This window comes from Streptomyces arenae, assembly GCF_022343545.1.
In the GTDB taxonomy this organism is placed as follows: Bacteria; Actinomycetota; Actinomycetes; order Streptomycetales; family Streptomycetaceae; genus Streptomyces; species Streptomyces humi.
This window is the reverse complement of record NZ_JAKQYH010000046.1, coordinates 21,053-36,190: the sequence shown is the minus strand read 5'-3', so window position 1 is coordinate 36,190 and position 15,138 is coordinate 21,053. Positions and strand designations below refer to the sequence as shown.

The 15,138-nt window shown below is 71.0% G+C and carries 15 protein-coding genes; 8 read left to right on the top strand and 7 right to left on the bottom strand.

All coding sequences use genetic code 11. The features are described from left to right. Nucleotides 1-47: 47 nt before the first annotated feature. Entirely contained in the window at nt 48-1,574 is a 1,527-nt protein-coding gene (locus tag MB828_RS20405; RefSeq protein WP_301649456.1) for a S8 family serine peptidase, read from the bottom strand. Between the two features lie 336 nt (nt 1,575-1,910). Between MB828_RS20405 and MB828_RS20400 the strand changes: the two genes are divergently transcribed. The 3 genes from MB828_RS20400 to moaA all read left to right on the top strand — a co-directional run bounded on the left by MB828_RS20400 (nt 1,911) and on the right by moaA (nt 5,045). Next, entirely contained in the window at nt 1,911-2,267 is a 357-nt protein-coding gene (locus tag MB828_RS20400) for a DUF485 domain-containing protein (protein ID WP_133026897.1), read from the top strand. After that, nucleotides 2,264-3,892 carry a solute symporter family protein gene (locus MB828_RS20395; RefSeq protein ID WP_301649455.1) on the top strand — a complete coding sequence of 543 codons (1,629 nt, stop codon included), beginning with the start codon at nt 2,264-2,266 and terminating at the stop codon, nt 3,890-3,892. Before MB828_RS20400 ends, MB828_RS20395 begins: the two co-directional genes overlap by 4 nt. Nucleotides 3,893-4,055: 163 nt before the next feature. Then, nucleotides 4,056-5,045 (top strand): GTP 3',8-cyclase MoaA, encoded by a 990-nt coding sequence (gene moaA / locus MB828_RS20390; RefSeq protein WP_301649454.1) that lies wholly within the window; start codon nt 4,056-4,058, stop codon nt 5,043-5,045. A 6-nt stretch (nt 5,046-5,051) separates the two neighbouring features. Here the strand turns inward: moaA and MB828_RS20385 are convergent, their stop codons facing one another. Together MB828_RS20385 and MB828_RS20380 are read right to left on the bottom strand one after the other, a co-directional pair. After that, entirely contained in the window at nt 5,052-5,285 is a 234-nt protein-coding gene (locus MB828_RS20385; protein ID WP_133026895.1) for a hypothetical protein, read from the bottom strand. A 209-nt stretch (nt 5,286-5,494) separates the two neighbouring features. After that, on the bottom strand, nt 5,495-5,902 hold the full coding sequence (locus MB828_RS20380; RefSeq protein ID WP_430381404.1) for a DUF3099 domain-containing protein: 408 nt from the start codon (nt 5,900-5,902) through the stop codon (nt 5,495-5,497). A gap of 190 nt (nt 5,903-6,092) precedes the next feature. On the opposite strand from MB828_RS20380, the gene MB828_RS20375 reads away from it, so the two are divergent. Further along, complete coding sequence (locus MB828_RS20375) at nt 6,093-6,371, top strand: GlsB/YeaQ/YmgE family stress response membrane protein (protein ID WP_133026894.1); 279 nt, start codon at nt 6,093-6,095, stop codon at nt 6,369-6,371. Nucleotides 6,372-6,484: 113 nt separating this feature from the next. Here MB828_RS20375 and tyrS read toward each other — a convergent pair whose 3' ends face one another. Genes tyrS through MB828_RS20360 form a run of 3 tightly spaced genes read right to left on the bottom strand, consistent with a single transcriptional unit; the run spans nt 6,485 to nt 10,764 of the window. Continuing rightward, on the bottom strand, nt 6,485-7,753 hold the full coding sequence (gene tyrS, locus MB828_RS20370) for a tyrosine--tRNA ligase (RefSeq protein WP_301649453.1): 1,269 nt from the start codon (nt 7,751-7,753) through the stop codon (nt 6,485-6,487). A 57-nt stretch (nt 7,754-7,810) separates the two neighbouring features. Continuing rightward, nucleotides 7,811-9,205 (bottom strand): metallopeptidase TldD-related protein, encoded by a 1,395-nt coding sequence (locus MB828_RS20365; protein ID WP_301649452.1) that lies wholly within the window; start codon nt 9,203-9,205, stop codon nt 7,811-7,813. Then, nucleotides 9,202-10,764, bottom strand: a complete 1,563-nt coding sequence (locus tag MB828_RS20360) for a TldD/PmbA family protein (RefSeq protein WP_430381403.1) — start codon at nt 10,762-10,764, stop codon at nt 9,202-9,204. The genes MB828_RS20365 and MB828_RS20360 overlap by 4 nt, the downstream gene beginning before the upstream one ends. A gap of 196 nt (nt 10,765-10,960) precedes the next feature. Here MB828_RS20360 and fabG point away from each other — a divergent pair, with 196 nt between their 5' ends. From fabG to MB828_RS20345, 3 genes are all read left to right on the top strand, one after another. Next, nucleotides 10,961-11,665, top strand: a complete 705-nt coding sequence (fabG, locus tag MB828_RS20355) for a 3-oxoacyl-[acyl-carrier-protein] reductase (protein WP_301649450.1) — start codon at nt 10,961-10,963, stop codon at nt 11,663-11,665. A gap of 5 nt (nt 11,666-11,670) precedes the next feature. Continuing rightward, complete coding sequence (gene fabI / locus MB828_RS20350) at nt 11,671-12,438, top strand: enoyl-ACP reductase FabI (RefSeq protein WP_133026879.1); 768 nt, start codon at nt 11,671-11,673, stop codon at nt 12,436-12,438. Nucleotides 12,439-12,603: 165 nt separating this feature from the next. Beyond that, a complete protein-coding gene (locus tag MB828_RS20345) occupies nt 12,604-12,954 on the top strand; it encodes a hypothetical protein (protein WP_133026878.1) in 351 nt (116 codons plus the stop codon). Here MB828_RS20345 and MB828_RS20340 read toward each other — a convergent pair. Continuing rightward, a complete protein-coding gene (locus tag MB828_RS20340) occupies nt 12,932-13,624 on the bottom strand; it encodes a FadR/GntR family transcriptional regulator (RefSeq protein WP_133026877.1) in 693 nt (230 codons plus the stop codon). The two genes, MB828_RS20345 and MB828_RS20340, sit on opposite strands and share 23 nt — an antisense overlap. A gap of 190 nt (nt 13,625-13,814) precedes the next feature. Here MB828_RS20340 and MB828_RS20335 point away from each other — a divergent pair, with 190 nt between their 5' ends. After that, a complete protein-coding gene (locus MB828_RS20335) occupies nt 13,815-15,068 on the top strand; it encodes a CynX/NimT family MFS transporter (RefSeq protein ID WP_430381402.1) in 1,254 nt (417 codons plus the stop codon). The last annotated feature ends 70 nt before the right edge of the window (nt 15,069-15,138 follow it).

Sequence of the window (15,138 nt, the reverse complement as noted above, 5' to 3'; positions counted from 1 at the left end):
CGTTCGCGGAACGGACGTGCCGTGCGGGAAGTCCTGGCGGCCGGTGGTCACTTGACCGCGCGCAGCGCGTCGACGACACCGGAGCCGTAGAAACCGTTGACGTGCTTGCCGCCCACGCAGACGGCGTCCACGACACCGTCGCCGTTTCCGTCGTAGGGGCCCGCCGGGCAGCCCGGGTTGTCCGCCTCGGCCTTGAGCAGGGCCTGCAACCGGGCCGGAGTGGCGTGCGGATGGGCGGACTTCAGCAGCGCGGCCACCGCGGCCACGTGCGGGGACGCCATCGAGGTGCCCTGGAGGAAGCCGTACTGGCCGTTCGGCAGGGTGGACAGGATGCGGCCGTTCTTCGACGGCGTGTCCGGGATCTGGTACTTGTCGCCGCCCGGCGCCGCCACGTCGACCACGCCCAGGCCGTAGCTGGAGTAGTACGACTTGGTGTTGCCGACGCCCACGGCGCTCACGGTGACCACGCCGGGCAGCTGGGTCGGCACGTCGAAGCACTCGTGCGGGTCGACCGTACGGGTCGTGGCCGTCGAGTCGTCGGGGCTGGAGGCGTCCGTCAGGGCGTGCGCGTCGAGGTCGGCGTTGGAGTTGCCCGCGGCGGCCACATTGAGTGTGCCCTTGCGCTGGGCGTACAGCTGCGCCCTGTTGACCGCGTCGACGATGGCACGTTGATCGGGGTCGTCCATGCAGTTGTACAGCCACGGATCAACGTAGTAGCTGTTGTTGGTGATCTCCACGCCGTGGTCGGCGGCGAACACGAAGGCGCAGACGACGCTCTCGGGGTAGAACAGCTGTGTCGAGTCGGGCTGGGCCACGGTGATGCCGGCCACCTTCACGCCCGGTGCCACACCGGCCACGCCGATGCCGTTCCGGGCGGCGGCTATCTCACCGGCGACGTGCGTGCCGTGGTAGTGGTCGGCGTCCGCCGGCCGCCAGGCGCCGTACGTGGTGTCCGCCCTGCCGCTCACGCAGTTGGCGGACTGCGCGGCGGAGAAGTTCGGGGCGATGTCCGGGTGGGTGTCGTCGACGCCCGTGTCGATGACGGCCACCGTCACCGAGCGGCTCCCCGGATCGATCGCGGCTGCCTTGTCGGCGCCGATCGCCCGCAGGTCCCACTGGTCGGCCTCCAGGGGCTCCTGGCCGGCCGCCGCGCTCTTCTCGGCCTTCGCCGCCTCGGCCTTCGACAGGACCTGCACGGCGCCCTCGTCCGTGGTCCCGGTGGCGCTCAGCGGGGCCGTCCGGGTGGCGCCCGCCGACTGCACCCCGCGCACCGCGCGCATCGCCGTGCCGAAGTCCGGGTCCGCCGAGTGCGCGACGATCACGCCGATCCTGTCGTACGAGGCGACGACCGTGCCGCCGTCGCGGGCGATCGCCCGTCGTACCGACTCGATCGTGCCGTGGTCCGTCCTGGTGTTGACGACGTAGGCCAGGTTCGGGCCGTCCGCCGCCCGCGTCACCGACGCCGTCAACGGGGTCGCGGCAGCCGCCGCCGGCAGCAGGCCGAGCGAGGCGGTCAGCGACAGGACGGCCGGTACGGCCAGCGCCGCCGTGCGTCTGGAACGCAGATGAGCCATGGGGTCTCCACATCATCCGGAACATCAACCGAGAACGGGCCCGCCCGGACGGCGGACAGGCCGCTTGGGCAGGTACATGACGGGTGGTGCAGGGTGAAGCTATCTCCCGCACTGACCGGCCAGCAATGACCGGAGACGAGCCGTGCGATCGACTTCCGAAAGAACCCGGGCGAGTTGAACCCGGCCACGCGTGGCGCCGTGACCTTGGACAGGGAGCCGCAGCAGGATCGAGGCCCCCTGTCGGACTCACCCACCGAAGTCTTCCCGTCACTCCCGGTGGTTGATCCACATGTCTGTGAGGTCAGAATCCGCATGTCCGTATCGCGAGGAGAGCCCGTGGCCACCGAGACACCACCGCCCTCGAACACAGAGACCCGGCACCCTTCCGGCGAGGAGTTCGCCGAGGTGCAGCAGAGTCCGGAGTTCGCCGAACTGCGGCACTCCCACCGCTCCTTCGCCTTCCCGCTGACCTTCGCCTTCATCGCCTGGTACCTGCTGTACGTCCTGCTCTCCAGCTACGCGGACGGGTTCATGGGCACCAAGGTCGTCGGCAACATCAACGTGGCCCTGGTGCTCGGCCTCGCCCAGTTCCTCACCACGTTCCTCATCGCCTGGTGGTACGCCCGGCACGCCGCCGCCAAGCTCGACCCCAAGGCCGAGGCCATCAAGACCCGGATGGAGGGCGGCGCATGAGCCCCGCACGGCACACCACCCTGCTCGCGGCCGGCGAGGCGAGCCAGCACCGGACGCTGATCATCACCCTGTTCGCGGTGTTCGTCGCCGCGACCCTGGTCATCACCGTCTGGGCCGGCCGCCAGACCAAGGACACCGCCGACTTCTACGCGGGCGGCCGCCAGTTCACCGGCTTCCAGAACGGCCTCGCCGTCTCCGGCGACTACATGTCGGCCGCGTCCTTCCTCGGCATCGCGGGCGCCATCGCCCTCTTCGGCTACGACGGCTTCCTCTACTCGATCGGCTTCCTGGTCGCCTGGCTCGTGGCGCTCCTCCTGGTCGCCGAACCGCTGCGCAACTCGGGCCGCTACACCATGGGCGACGTGCTCGCCTACCGGATGCGCCAGCGCCCGGTCCGCACGGCGGCCGGCACCTCCACGATCGTCGTGTCGATCTTCTACCTGCTGGCCCAGATGGCCGGAGCGGGCGTCCTCGTCTCCCTTCTCCTCGGCATCACCAGCGACGGCGGCAAGATCGGCATCGTCGCGCTGGTCGGCGTCCTGATGATCGTCTACGTCACCATCGGCGGCATGAAGGGCACCACCTGGGTGCAGATGGTCAAGGCCGTCCTGCTGATCGCGGGCGCCCTGCTGCTGACCTTCATGGTGCTGGCCAAGTTCAACTTCAACATCTCCGACCTGCTCGGCAAGGCCGCCGACAACAGCGCCAAGGGCTCGGCCTTCCTGGAGCCCGGCCTCAAGTACGGCGCCACCGGCACCAGCAAGCTGGACTTCCTCTCCCTCGGCATCGCCCTGGTCCTCGGCACCGCGGGCCTGCCGCACATCCTGATCCGCTTCTACACCGTGCCCACCGCGAAGGCCGCCCGGAAGTCGGTGCTCTGGGCGATCGGCCTGATCGGCGCCTTCTACCTGATGACCCTCGCCCTCGGCTTCGGCGCGGCCGCGCTGATCAAACCGGACGAGATCATCGCCTCCAACAAGTCCGGCAACACCGCCGCCCCCCTGCTCGCCCTGCACCTGGGCGGCGTCGACTCCAACTGGGGCGCGATCCTGCTGGCCACCATCTCGGCGGTGGCCTTCGCGACGATCCTCGCGGTGGTCGCCGGCCTCACCCTGGCCTCGTCCTCCTCCTTCGCCCACGACATCTACGCCAACGTCATCAAGAAGGGGCAGGCCACCGAGAAGCAGGAGCTGGGCGCGGCCCGCTGGGCCACCGTCGGCATCGGCGCGGTCTCGATCGTCCTCGGTGCCCTCGCCCGCGACCTGAACGTCGCGGGCCTGGTCGCCCTCGCCTTCGCGGTCGCCGCCTCCGCCAACCTGCCGACCATCCTCTACAGCCTCTTCTGGAAGCGGTTCACCACCGCCGGAGCCCTCTGGTCGATCTACGGCGGCCTGGTCACCGCGGTCGGCCTGGTGCTCTTCTCGCCGGTGGTGTCCGGCAAGGAGACGTCGATGTTCCCGGACGTCGACTTCCACTGGTTCCCGCTGGAGAACCCGGGCATCATCTCGATCCCGGTCGGATTCCTCCTCGGCGTCGTGGGCACTCTGCTGTCCAAGGAGGTCCCGGACGCCACCAAGTACGCGGAGCTGGAGGTGCGGTCCCTGACCGGCACCGGAGCGCACTGAGCCTTCGTACGACCGGCCGCGTCGACGGGATCGTAGGGTCCTACGACGCGGCCTCGTCGTACCTCGTGGCATCGGGCCCCTCACGATGTCAGTGCCGTCACGTAGGCTCACAGGTGACGGCGGAGAACTGGTCCGGAAAGAGGGAAAGAGGGAGGGGGCCCACGTGCTCGTCGACACCTACGGCCGAGTGGCCACCGACCTGCGAGTGTCGCTGACCGACCGGTGCAATCTGCGCTGCACGTACTGCATGCCCGAGGAGGGCCTGCAGTGGCTGGCCAAGCCCGACCTGCTCACGGACGACGAGATCGTCCGCCTGGTCGACATCGCCGTGCGCCTGCTGGGCGTCGAGGAGGTCCGCTTCACCGGCGGCGAGCCGCTGCTGCGCCCGGGCCTGGTCGGCATCGTGGAGCGGGTGGCCGCGCTGCGCCCCCGCCCCCGGATGTCCCTGACGACCAACGGCATCGGCCTGCGGCGCACCGCGTCGGCCCTGAAGGCGGCCGGCCTCGACCGGGTCAACGTCTCCCTGGACACCCTCCGAGCGGACGTCTTCAAGACCCTCACCCGCCGCGACCGCCACCAGGACGTCCTCGACGGCCTGCGCGCGGCCCACGACGCCGGCCTCACCCCGGTCAAGGTCAACACGGTCCTGATGCCCGGTCTGAACGAGGACGAGGCCCCCGACCTGCTGGCCTGGGCGGTGGCACACGACTACGAACTGCGCTTCATCGAACAGATGCCGCTGGACGCCCAGCACGGCTGGAAGCGGGACCGCATGGTGACGGCCGGCGACATCCTCGCCTCGCTCCGCACCCGCTTCGAGCTCACCCCCGAGGGCGCCGACGACCGCGGCTCGGCCCCGGCGGAGCGCTGGCTGGTGGACGGCGGGCCGCACCGCGTCGGCGTCATCGCCTCCGTCACCCGGCCGTTCTGCGCGGCCTGCGACCGCACCCGTCTCACCGCCGACGGCCAGATACGGACCTGTCTGTTCGCGCGGGAGGAGACCGACCTGCGCGGCGCGCTCCGCTCCGGCGCGCCGGACGAGGAGATCGCCCGCCGCTGGCGGCTGGCGATGTGGGGCAAGAAGGCGGGAGCGGGTCTTGACGACCCCGCGTTCATCCAGCCCGACCGGCCCATGTCCGCGATCGGCGGCTAGGGCCGGCTACTCGGCCGACTCCCACTCGGGCAACGGCACGACGTCCTTGAGGAAGCCCCGCACCCCCAGGAACTGCGACAGGTGCTCCCGGTGCTCCTCACAGGCGAGCCAGGTCTTCCGGCGCTCGGGCGTGTGGATCTTCGGGTTGTTCCAGGCCAGCACCCACACCGCTGCGGCACGGCAGCCCTTCGCGGAGCAGACGGGGGAGCCGGGTTCAGAGGCAGGGGCGTTCGGGATCACATCGACGACCCTAACCCCTCAAAAGGCGACGCCGAGCAGCCACGGGGGGAGCTGCCCGGCGTCGGTCTGTCGCTCCGACGGGGGATGCGGAGCGCGTACGAAGTATGTCATGGGTCACCCTCGACCCGGCACTGGAACAGCACGATTGATCTGAGCTTTTCTTGAGCTTTGTGGGTGGTGGCCGTCCGGTTGTGCGGCGTTCCCGATGCTCAGACCGACTCCGGGCGCTCCTGGGTGTCATGGCTGTCCTCGGCCCGCGGCGGCGTGATCATCAGCCGGGTGGGTGCGACGCCGAACGTCGACGGCAGCGACGGCGGCCTCTCTCGTCCCGCGTTGGCGATGACGACCGCCACATAGGGGAGCAACGCGCCGAGCACCAGCGCCACGACGGCCACATACCGTTCGACGTTCCACAACGTGGCCGCGAGGATCACGGACAGGGTGCGGATCGTCATCGAGATGACGTACCTCCGCTGCCGGCCGCGCACGTCCTCCGCGAGGCCCGTACGGGCCCCGGTGATCCGGAACACCTGGACGTTGCCGTCCCCGCGCTGTTTCCGCGTCACAATCCACCATCCGCCCGCATCGGACTCTCCCCGCCCGTTCCCCGTCCGCACCCGCTCGGGGAACCGGGCCAGGACACTCTCCACGGTACGCCGCGCCTGCGCCGCCTTCGAGACCGGGGCGCCCACCTGCCTGCGTGAACGCCCTGCGCCGTACCGCGTACGGGGGCACCGACATGCGCCGTACGGCCCCCGGGCCGAAACTTGGCGTAATGCTCACGTCGAGCCGTACGAGGAGGCAGCCATGGGCTGGTTGTGGGCGATCATCGTGGGATTCGTGCTGGGTCTGATAGCGAAGGCGATCATCCCCGGCAAGCAGCACAGCCCCCTCTGGCTGACGACGATCTTCGGCATCCTCGGGGCCATCGCGGGCAACGCGATCGCCCGGGCCTTCGGGGTCGCGGCGACGCCGGGCATCGACTGGACCCGTCACCTCTTCCAACTGGTCGCCGCGATCATCATCGTGGCGCTCGGCGACATGGCGTACATGGCGACCCTGGGCAAGCGAAAGTACCGCGCCTGAGAAGCGCCCCGTCAGGGGCGCTGGGGGTACCCCCAGCCGGAGGCTGGGGGAGGAACTGCGCGACCAGCCACGACCGACCGGCACTCCACAGCGCACCCGCACCCCCAGGGCGCTCACGAACCCACGACCTCCACGGCCGCCAGGTTCTTCTTGCCCCGCCGCAGCACCAGCCACCGCCCGTGCAGCAGCTCGGCCTCAGCGGGAACCGCGTCCTCGGCGGTCACCTTCACGTTGTTCACGTAGGCGCCGCCCTCCTTCACGGTCCGCCGCGCGGCGGACTTGCTGGCCACCAGCCCGACCTCGGCGAACAGGTCGACCACCGGACCGAGCCCGGCCACCCGGATGTGCGGGACCTCGGACAGCGCCGCCGACAGCGTCCGGTCGTCCAGCTCCGCCAGCTCGCCCTGCCCGAACAGCGCCCGGGACGCGGCGATCACCGAGGCCGTCTGCTCGGCCCCGTGGACCAGCGTGGTCAGCTCCTCGGCCAGCGCCCGCTGCGCGGCCCGCGCCTGCGGACGCTCCTCGGTCTGCTTCTCCAGGTCCTCGATCTCCTCGTGCGACCTGAAGCTGAAGATCCGCAGGAACTTGGAGACGTCCCGGTCGTCAGCGTTCAGCCAGAACTGGTAGAAGGCGTAGGGCGTGGTCATCTCCGGGTCGAGCCAGACCGTGCCGGACTCCGTCTTGCCGAACTTGGTGCCGTCGGCCTTGGTGATCAGCGGTGTGCCCAGCGCGTGCACCTCGGCGTCGGGCTCGACCTTGTGGATCAGATCGGTGCCCGAGGTGAGGTTGCCCCACTGGTCGCTGCCGCCCGTCTGCAGCGTGCAGCCGTACCGCCGGTACAGCTGGAGGAAGTCCATGCCCTGGAGGATCTGGTAGCTGAACTCCGTGTAGCTGATGCCCTCCTGGGACTCGAGGCGTCGGGCCACGGCCTCCTTCGCGATCATCTTGTTCACGCGGAAGTGCTTGCCGATGTCCCGCAGGAACTCGATGGCCGACAGGCCCTGCGTCCAGTCCAGGTTGTTGACCATGACTGCCGCGTTCGGACCCTCGAAGTCCAGCAGCGGAGCGATCTGGGCGCGCAGCCGCTCGACCCACTGGGCGACGATCTCGGGGGCGTTCAGCGTGCGCTCGGAGTTCGGCTTCGGGTCACCGATCAGGCCGGTGGCGCCCCCGACCAGGCCCAGCGGGCGGTTCCCCGCCTGCTGGATCCGGCGCATCGTCAGGATCTGCACGAGGTTGCCGAGGTGCAGACTGGGCGCGGTCGGGTCGAAGCCGCAATAGAACGTGACGGGACCGTCCGCGAACGCCTTGCGCAATGCGTCCTCGTCGGTGGAGAGGGCGATGAGCCCCCGCCACTTCAGCTCGTCGACGATGTCCGTCACGGTTCTCGTATCTCCTTGGACGATGTTCGGGCGGTCGTGCGACCACCGGCTACGAGGTTATACGCCCTGGCTGACAGAGCTCATATTGAAGTCGGGCACCCGCAGCGCGGGCATCGCAGCCCTAGTGAACCAGTCGCCCCACTCCCGCGGCAGCGTCTTTTCCGTGCGCCCGGCCTCCGTGGCCCGGCCGAGCAGGTCCACCGGCGACTCGTTGAACCGGAAGTTGTTCACCTGCCCCGTGACCTGGCCGTTCTCCACCAGGTACACGCCGTCCCGGGTCAGGCCGGTGAGCAGCAGCGTCGCCGGGTCGACCTCGCGGATGTACCAGAGGCAGGTCAGCAGCAGCCCGCGCCCGGTGTCCGCGACCATCTCCTCCAGGGAGCGGTCCGTGCCACCGTCCAGGATCAGGTTGCCGCCCGCCGGCGCGACCGGCAGCCCGGTGAGGCCCGCGGTGTGCCGGGTGGTCGTCAGGTTCCTCAGCTCGCCGCCCGCGATCCACTCCGTGGAGCCGACCGGCAGCCCGTTGTCGAAGACGGACTGGTCGCCGCCGGAGGAGTGCGCGACGACGAACGGCGCGGACTCCAGACCCGGCTCGTTCGGGTCGCTGCGCAGGGTCAGCGGCAGCTCGCTCAGCCTCTCGCCGATCCGGGTGCCGCCGCCCGGCTTGGAGAACACCGTCCGCCCCTCGGCCGCGTCCCGCCCGGACGCCGACCACAGCTGGTAGATCAGCAGGTCGGCCACGGCGGTCGGCGGCAGCAGCGTCTCGTAACGGCCCGCCGGCAGCTCCACCCGGCGCTCGGCCCAGCCGAGCCGTACGGCCAGCTCCGCGTCGAGCGCGCCCGGGTCGACGTCCTTGAAGTCCCGCGTGGACCGGCCGGCCCAGGCCGACCGGGTACGGTCCGGCGACTTGGCGTTCAGCTCGAGGGTGCCGTTCGGCTGGTCGTGCCGCAGCCGCAGTCCCGTCGAGGTGCCCACATAGGTCGACACCAGCTCGTGGTTGGCGAAGCCGTACAGCTCGCGGCCACCGGCACGCGCGCGTGCGAAGGCCTCGCCGAGCGCCGGGGCGAAGTCCGCGAACACCGCGGAGGAGGTCTCGGCGGGCGCGTCCGTGAAGTCCGGCGCCTCCGGTACACCCGTGACCAGCGGCTGAGCGTCCTCGGCGGGCCCGGCTCCGCGCGCGGCGGCCTCCGCGGCCCGGACCAGCGGCTCCAGGTCCTCCGGCGTCACGGCCGACCGGGACACCACACCGGAGGCGGTGCCCTCCTTGCCGTCCACGGTCGCCACCACGGTGAGCGAACGCCCGCGGGTGACACCGTTCGTGGTGAGCGCGTTGCCGGCCCAGCGCAGGTTGGCGGTGGAGTGCTCGTCGGCGATGACCACACAGCCGTCGGCCCGGGACAGCTCGAGAGCGCGCTCGACGATCTCGTGCGGCTTGGTGCTACGGGCGCTCATCGACCGGCCTCCTGCGTGGTGTTGAGGATGTTGACGCCCTTGAAGAGGGCCGACGGGCAGCCGTGGGACACGGCGGCGACCTGCCCCGGCTGGGCCTTGCCGCAGTTGAAGGCGCCACCGAGGACGTACGTCCCCGGGCCGCCGACGGCCGCCATGGAACCCCAGAAGTCGGTGGTCGTCGCCTGGTAGGCGACGTCACGCAGCTGCCCGGTGATCCGCCCGTTCTCGATCCTGAAGAACCGCTGGCCGGTGAACTGGAAGTTGTAGCGCTGCATGTCGATGGACCAGGAGCGGTCGCCGACCACGTAGATCCCGCGGTCGACCCCGCCGATCAGGTCCTCCGTGGCCAGGCCCGCCGGGTCCGGCCGCAGCGACACGTTGGCCATGCGCTGGACGGGCACATGCCCGGGGGAGTCGGCGTACGCGCACCCGTTGGAGCGGTCGAAGCCGGTCAGCCTCGCGATCCGGCGGTCCAGCTGGTAGCCGACGAGCGTGCCGTCCTTGACCAGGTCCCAGGACTGGCCCGCGACGCCCTCGTCGTCGTAGCCGATGGTGGCGAGGCCGTGCTCGGCGGTGCGGTCGCCGGTGACGTTCATCAGCTCGGAGCCGTACTTCAACTTGCCGAGCTGGTCGAAGGTGGCGAAGGAGGTGCCGGCGTAGGCGGCCTCGTAACCGAGCGCGCGGTCCAGTTCGGTGGCGTGGCCGATCGACTCGTGGATGGTCAGCCACAGGTTGGACGGGTCGACCACGAGGTCGTAGAGCCCCGCCTCGACGCTCGGCGCCCGCATCTTCTCGGCCAGCAGCTCCGGGATCTGCTCCAGCTCGGTGTCCCAGTCCCAGCCGGTACCGGTGAGGTACTCCCAGCCGCGGCCGACCGGCGGCGCGATGGTCCGCATCGAGTCGAACTCGCCGCTCGACCCGTCCACGGACACGGCGGTCAGCTGCGGGTGCAGCCGCACCCGCTGCTGGGTGGTCACGGTCCCCGCCGTATCGGCGTAGAACTTGTTCTCGTGCACGGTGAGCAGCGAGGCGTCGACGTGGTTGACCCCCTTCGCCGCCAGCAGCCGCGCGCTCCACTCGGCGAGCAGCGCCGACTTCTCCTCGTCGGGCACGGTGAACGGATCGATCTCGTACGACGAGACCCACGTCCGGTCCGGGTGCACCGGCTCGTCGGCCAGCTCCACCCGCTCGTCCGAGCCCGCCGCCTTGATCACCTGGGCGGACAGCTTCGCCATGGCCACCGCCTGCGACGCGACCCTGGCCGCGGCGTCGAGGCTCAGGTCCACCCCGGAAGCGAAGCCCCAGGTGCCACCGTGCACCACTCGCACCGCGTACCCGAGGTCGGTGCTGTCCGAGGACCCGGCGGGCTTGGCGTCCCGCAGCCGCCAGGACGCGCTGCGCACCCGCTCGAACCGGAAGTCCGCGTGCTCGGCCCCCAGCGCCCGCGCCCGCGCCAGCGCGGCGTCGGCCAGGGGCCGTAGCGGAAGTGCCGTGAAGGTCTCGTCGATGGTATGGGGCACCGAGGTCTCCCTGCTGTTGTGGCCTGTCCGTCCGATCATGTCGCGTCCGCGGCCGTACGGACCACAGGTTTCGGGGCGGCGCCGGACCTTTCTGTAGGGACCCGACAGCGACACCCCCGAGCCACTGTCGGTGCCCGCTTGCCCGTCGGGATGGCCGGACCGATAGGTTTTCGATGAAGCCGCCTGTCACGCAGCTGTCCGGGCGGGTGGTCAGACCGAACGAAAGGGTGATCTGTTGAGCCGCTCGGTTCTCGTCACTGGAGGCAACCGGGGCATCGGCCTCGCCATCGCCCGTGCTTTCGCCGACGCAGGCGACAAGGTGGCCGTCACGTACCGCTCGGGCGAGCCGCCGGCCGGCTTCCTGGCCGTCAAGTGCGACATCACCGACTCCGAGCAGGTGGAGCAGGCCTACAAGGAGATCGAGGACGCGCACGGCCCGGTCGAGGTACTGATCGCCAACGCCGGCATCACCAAGGACACGCTCCTGATGCGGATGTCCGAGGAGGACTTCACCTCGGTCATCGACACCAACCTCACCGGCACCTTCCGGGTGGTCAAGCGTGCCAACCGCGGCATGCTGCGGGCCAAGAAGGGCCGCGTCGTCCTCATCTCCTCGGTCGTCGGCCTCTACGGCGGCCCCGGCCAGGCCAACTACGCCGCCTCCAAGGCCGCCCTGGTCGGCTTCGCCCGGTCGCTCGCCCGGGAACTGGGCTCGCGCAACATCACCTTCAACGTCGTCGCGCCCGGCTTCGTCGACACCGACATGACCAAGGTGCTCACCGACGAGCAGCGCGCCGGCATCGTGGCGCAGGTGCCGCTCGGCCGGTACGCGCAGCCCGAGGAGGTCGCCGCGACGGTGCGGTTCCTGGCCTCGGACGACGCCTCGTACATCACTGGAGCCGTCATCCCTGTTGACGGCGGACTGGGAATGGGTCACTGATCACCATGAGTGGAATCCTCGAGGGCAAGCGCATCCTGATCACGGGTGTGCTGATGGAGTCCTCCATCGCCTTCCACGCGGCCAAGCTGGCCCAGGAGCAGGGCGCGGAGATCATCCTCACCGCGTTCCCGCGGCCCACGCTGACCGAGCGCATCGCCAAGAAGCTCCCCAGGCCCACCAAGGTCATCGAGCTCGACGTCACCAACGACGAGCACCTCGGCCGCCTTGCCGACCTGGTCGGCGAGGAGCTCGGCGGCCTCGACGGCGTCGTGCACTCCATCGGCTTCGCCCCGCAGGACGCGCTCGGCGGCAACTTCCTGAACACGCCGTTCGAGTCCGTGGCCACCGCCATGCACGTCTCGGCGTACTCCCTGAAGTCGCTGACCATGGCCTGCCTGCCGCTGATGCAGAACGGCGGCTCGGTCGTCGGCCTCACCTTCGACGCCCAGTACGCCTGGCCGCAGTACGACTGGATGGGCCCGGCCAAGGCCGCCCTGGAGGCCACCAGCCGCTACGTCGCCCGCGACCTGGGCAAGCAGAACATCCGCTGCAACCTCATCTCCGCGGGCCCGCTCGCCTCCATGGCCGCCAAGTCCATCCCGGGCTTCAGCGACCTGGCCGCGGTCTGGGACCACCGCTCCCCGCTGGAGTGGGACCTCAAGGACCCGGAGCCGGCCGGCAAGGGCATCGTCGCCCTGCTGAGCGACTGGTTCCCGAAGACCACCGGCGAGATCATCCACGTGGACGGCGGTCTGCACGCCATCGGCGCCTGACCGGCGGCGTCACAGGGGCCCGTCTTCCCGCGAGGGGGAGGCGGGCCTCACCCGTCCGGCCCACCGGCCGGGCCGCCGCCGCCCGCTCGGCGCACCCTGGAATCGCGTCGGATCACGCGTCCACCCCGCGATGACCCTCCCCAGCCCGGCCGAGGAGGTCCCCTTGTGCGCCTGTCCCGCAGCCTGGCCCCGGCGGCCGCGGCCCTCGCCCTGGTGCTCGCCCTGCCGTACGACGCCGCTTCCCACGCGCGCGTGCCGAGCGGTCACCCACCCGCCCCGCAGCTGTTCGGCGCGTCCTGCCGGACGACCGTCCAGGGCTCCCGTGTGGTGGCCTACTGCCACAACCCCTACGTCGCCACCGACCGGGTGCAGCTGCACATCGAGTGCGCCGAGTGGTGGGACATCGACACCGACGGCGCCCCCGCCGACGCCGGCCCGGCGAGCACCGTACGGCTCTCCGGACGCTGCTGGAAGGACGTCCGCGCGGTGTGGATCAGCCACCTTCAGGTGAGCTGAACCGGCCCGGACGGCACTGGAACGGGTAGCTCCCCGCCTCCTTCGCCGCCGCGTCCGCGTCGCCCGCGCGGATCGCCTCGACCAGCCGGGCGTGGTCCATGTACGTCTCCGGTGTCAGCTCGGCACCGACGTCCGCGCGCAGCCAGTCCCGCAGCACCTCGCCCAGGTCGGCGTACATCGCCGTCATCACGTCGTTGTGCGAGGCGGCCACCACGGCGAGGTGGAAGGTCGCGTCGGCCGTCACGAACGCCTCCGTCTCGCCCGACTCCCAGGCCCGCTCCCGGCGCACCAGCAGCGCGTCCAGCTGCCTGAGGTCCTTGTCGGTGCGCCGGGCGGCGGCCAGCCGGGCCGCCGACGACTCCAGCGTGGAGCGCAGCTCGGCGATGTGCCGGGGGTCGGCGTCGGCGAACCGGCGGTGCATCACACCCGCCAGCTCACTGGTGGCCACGACGTACGTGCCGGAGCCCTGGCGGATGTCCAGCAGCCCGTTGTGCGCCAGCGCGCGGACGGCCTCCCGGACGGTGTTGCGGGCCACTCCCAGCTGCTCGACCAGTTCCGGCTCGGTGGGGATGCGCGAGCCGACCGGCCACTCGCCGGAGGCGATCTGGTTCCGCAGCTCGGCGATGACCTGCTCGGACAGCGCCGACCGGCGCGGATGGCTCAGAGGCATGGCACACCTTCGCACGCGAGGACCGGGCGAGGGCGGTCGGGCCTGCCCGGAGGTGGACAACCAATCATCCCATGATTCTATGATGGGTCTCATGGCAGGCGAGGAATCCCGGACGACAACACCAGCCCCGACACCCCCGGCACGCACGACACCCCCGGCACGCACGACACCCGCGACATCCGCAGCACCCATGACCACAGGCCCCACGGCGCCCGACCGGAGCCCCGCTCGCTCCACGCGCGCGTGGACCACACGGCTCTTCGTGGTCGGCATCCTGCTGGCCGCGGTCAACCTCCGCCCCGCCATCACCAGCCTCGGCGCGCTCTTGGCGGATGTCCGCGACGGGCTCGGCATGAGCGGCAGCGTGGCCGGACTGCTCACCTCCGTCCCCCCGCTCTGCTTCGCCGTCTTCGGGGTCATGGCCCCCCGGCTGGCCCGCCGCTTCGGACCGCCCGCGGTGGTCTGCGCCGGCATGGTGGCCATCACGGCCGGCCTGCTGATACGGCCGTACGCCGGAGGCACGGCCGGGTTCCTGGCCGGCAGCGCGCTCGCGCTCATGGGCATCGCGGTCAGCAACGTGCTGATGCCGGTCATCGTCAAGCGCTGGTTCCCCGACCGGGTCGGCTCCATGACCGGCCTGTACTCGATGGCGCTCGCCGCCGGCACCGCGATCGCCGCCGCGGTGACCGTGCCCATGACCGACGCGCTGGGCGGCGGCTGGCAGACCGGCCTGGTCGTCTGGGCGGCCCTCGCGGCGGCCGCCGTGCTGCCATGGGTGCCGCTGGTGCGCGACCGGGGCCCGGCCGCGCCGGCCGACGGGACCCGCGCGCGTGCGGAGCAGGAGCGGCCCGCGCTGCGGATCACCCGGAGTCGTACCGCCTGGGCGCTCGCCGTGTTCTTCGGGCTCCAGGCCACCGCCGCCTACATCACGATGGGCTGGATGGCCCAGATCTTCCGGGACGCCGGAGTGTCCGCCGGCACGGCCGGGCTGCTGCTGGCCGTCACCATGGTGATGGGCGTGCCGCTGGCCTTCGTCATCCCGCGGGTGGCCACCCGGCTGCCGCACCAGGGCCCGATCGTGATCGTGCTGGGCGTCTGCGGCCTCGCCGGATACGCGGGTCTGTACCTCGCGCCCGCCGCCGGCGCCTGGGCCTGGGCGCTGCTGCTCGGCGTCTCCAACTGTGCCTTCCCGCTGGCCCTCACCATGGTCGGGATGCGCTCCAGGACCGGCGCGGGGGTGGCCCAGCTGTCCGCCTTCGCCCAGAGCACCGGCTACCTCATCTCCATCCCCGGCCCGCTGCTGGTGGGCGTGCTCTACCAGAGCAGCGGCGGCTGGGGCGTGCCGATCCTGCTCATGGTCGTACTGATGGTCCCGCAGATGGCCGTCGGCTGGCTGGCGGGCCGCGACCGCACGGTGGAGGACGAGGTGAGCCCGCCGGCCTGACGATGCGCCGTGGGGGTGGCCTCTGAGCCCGCCGGCCTGACGATCCGCCGTCGGGGTGGCCCCTGGCACC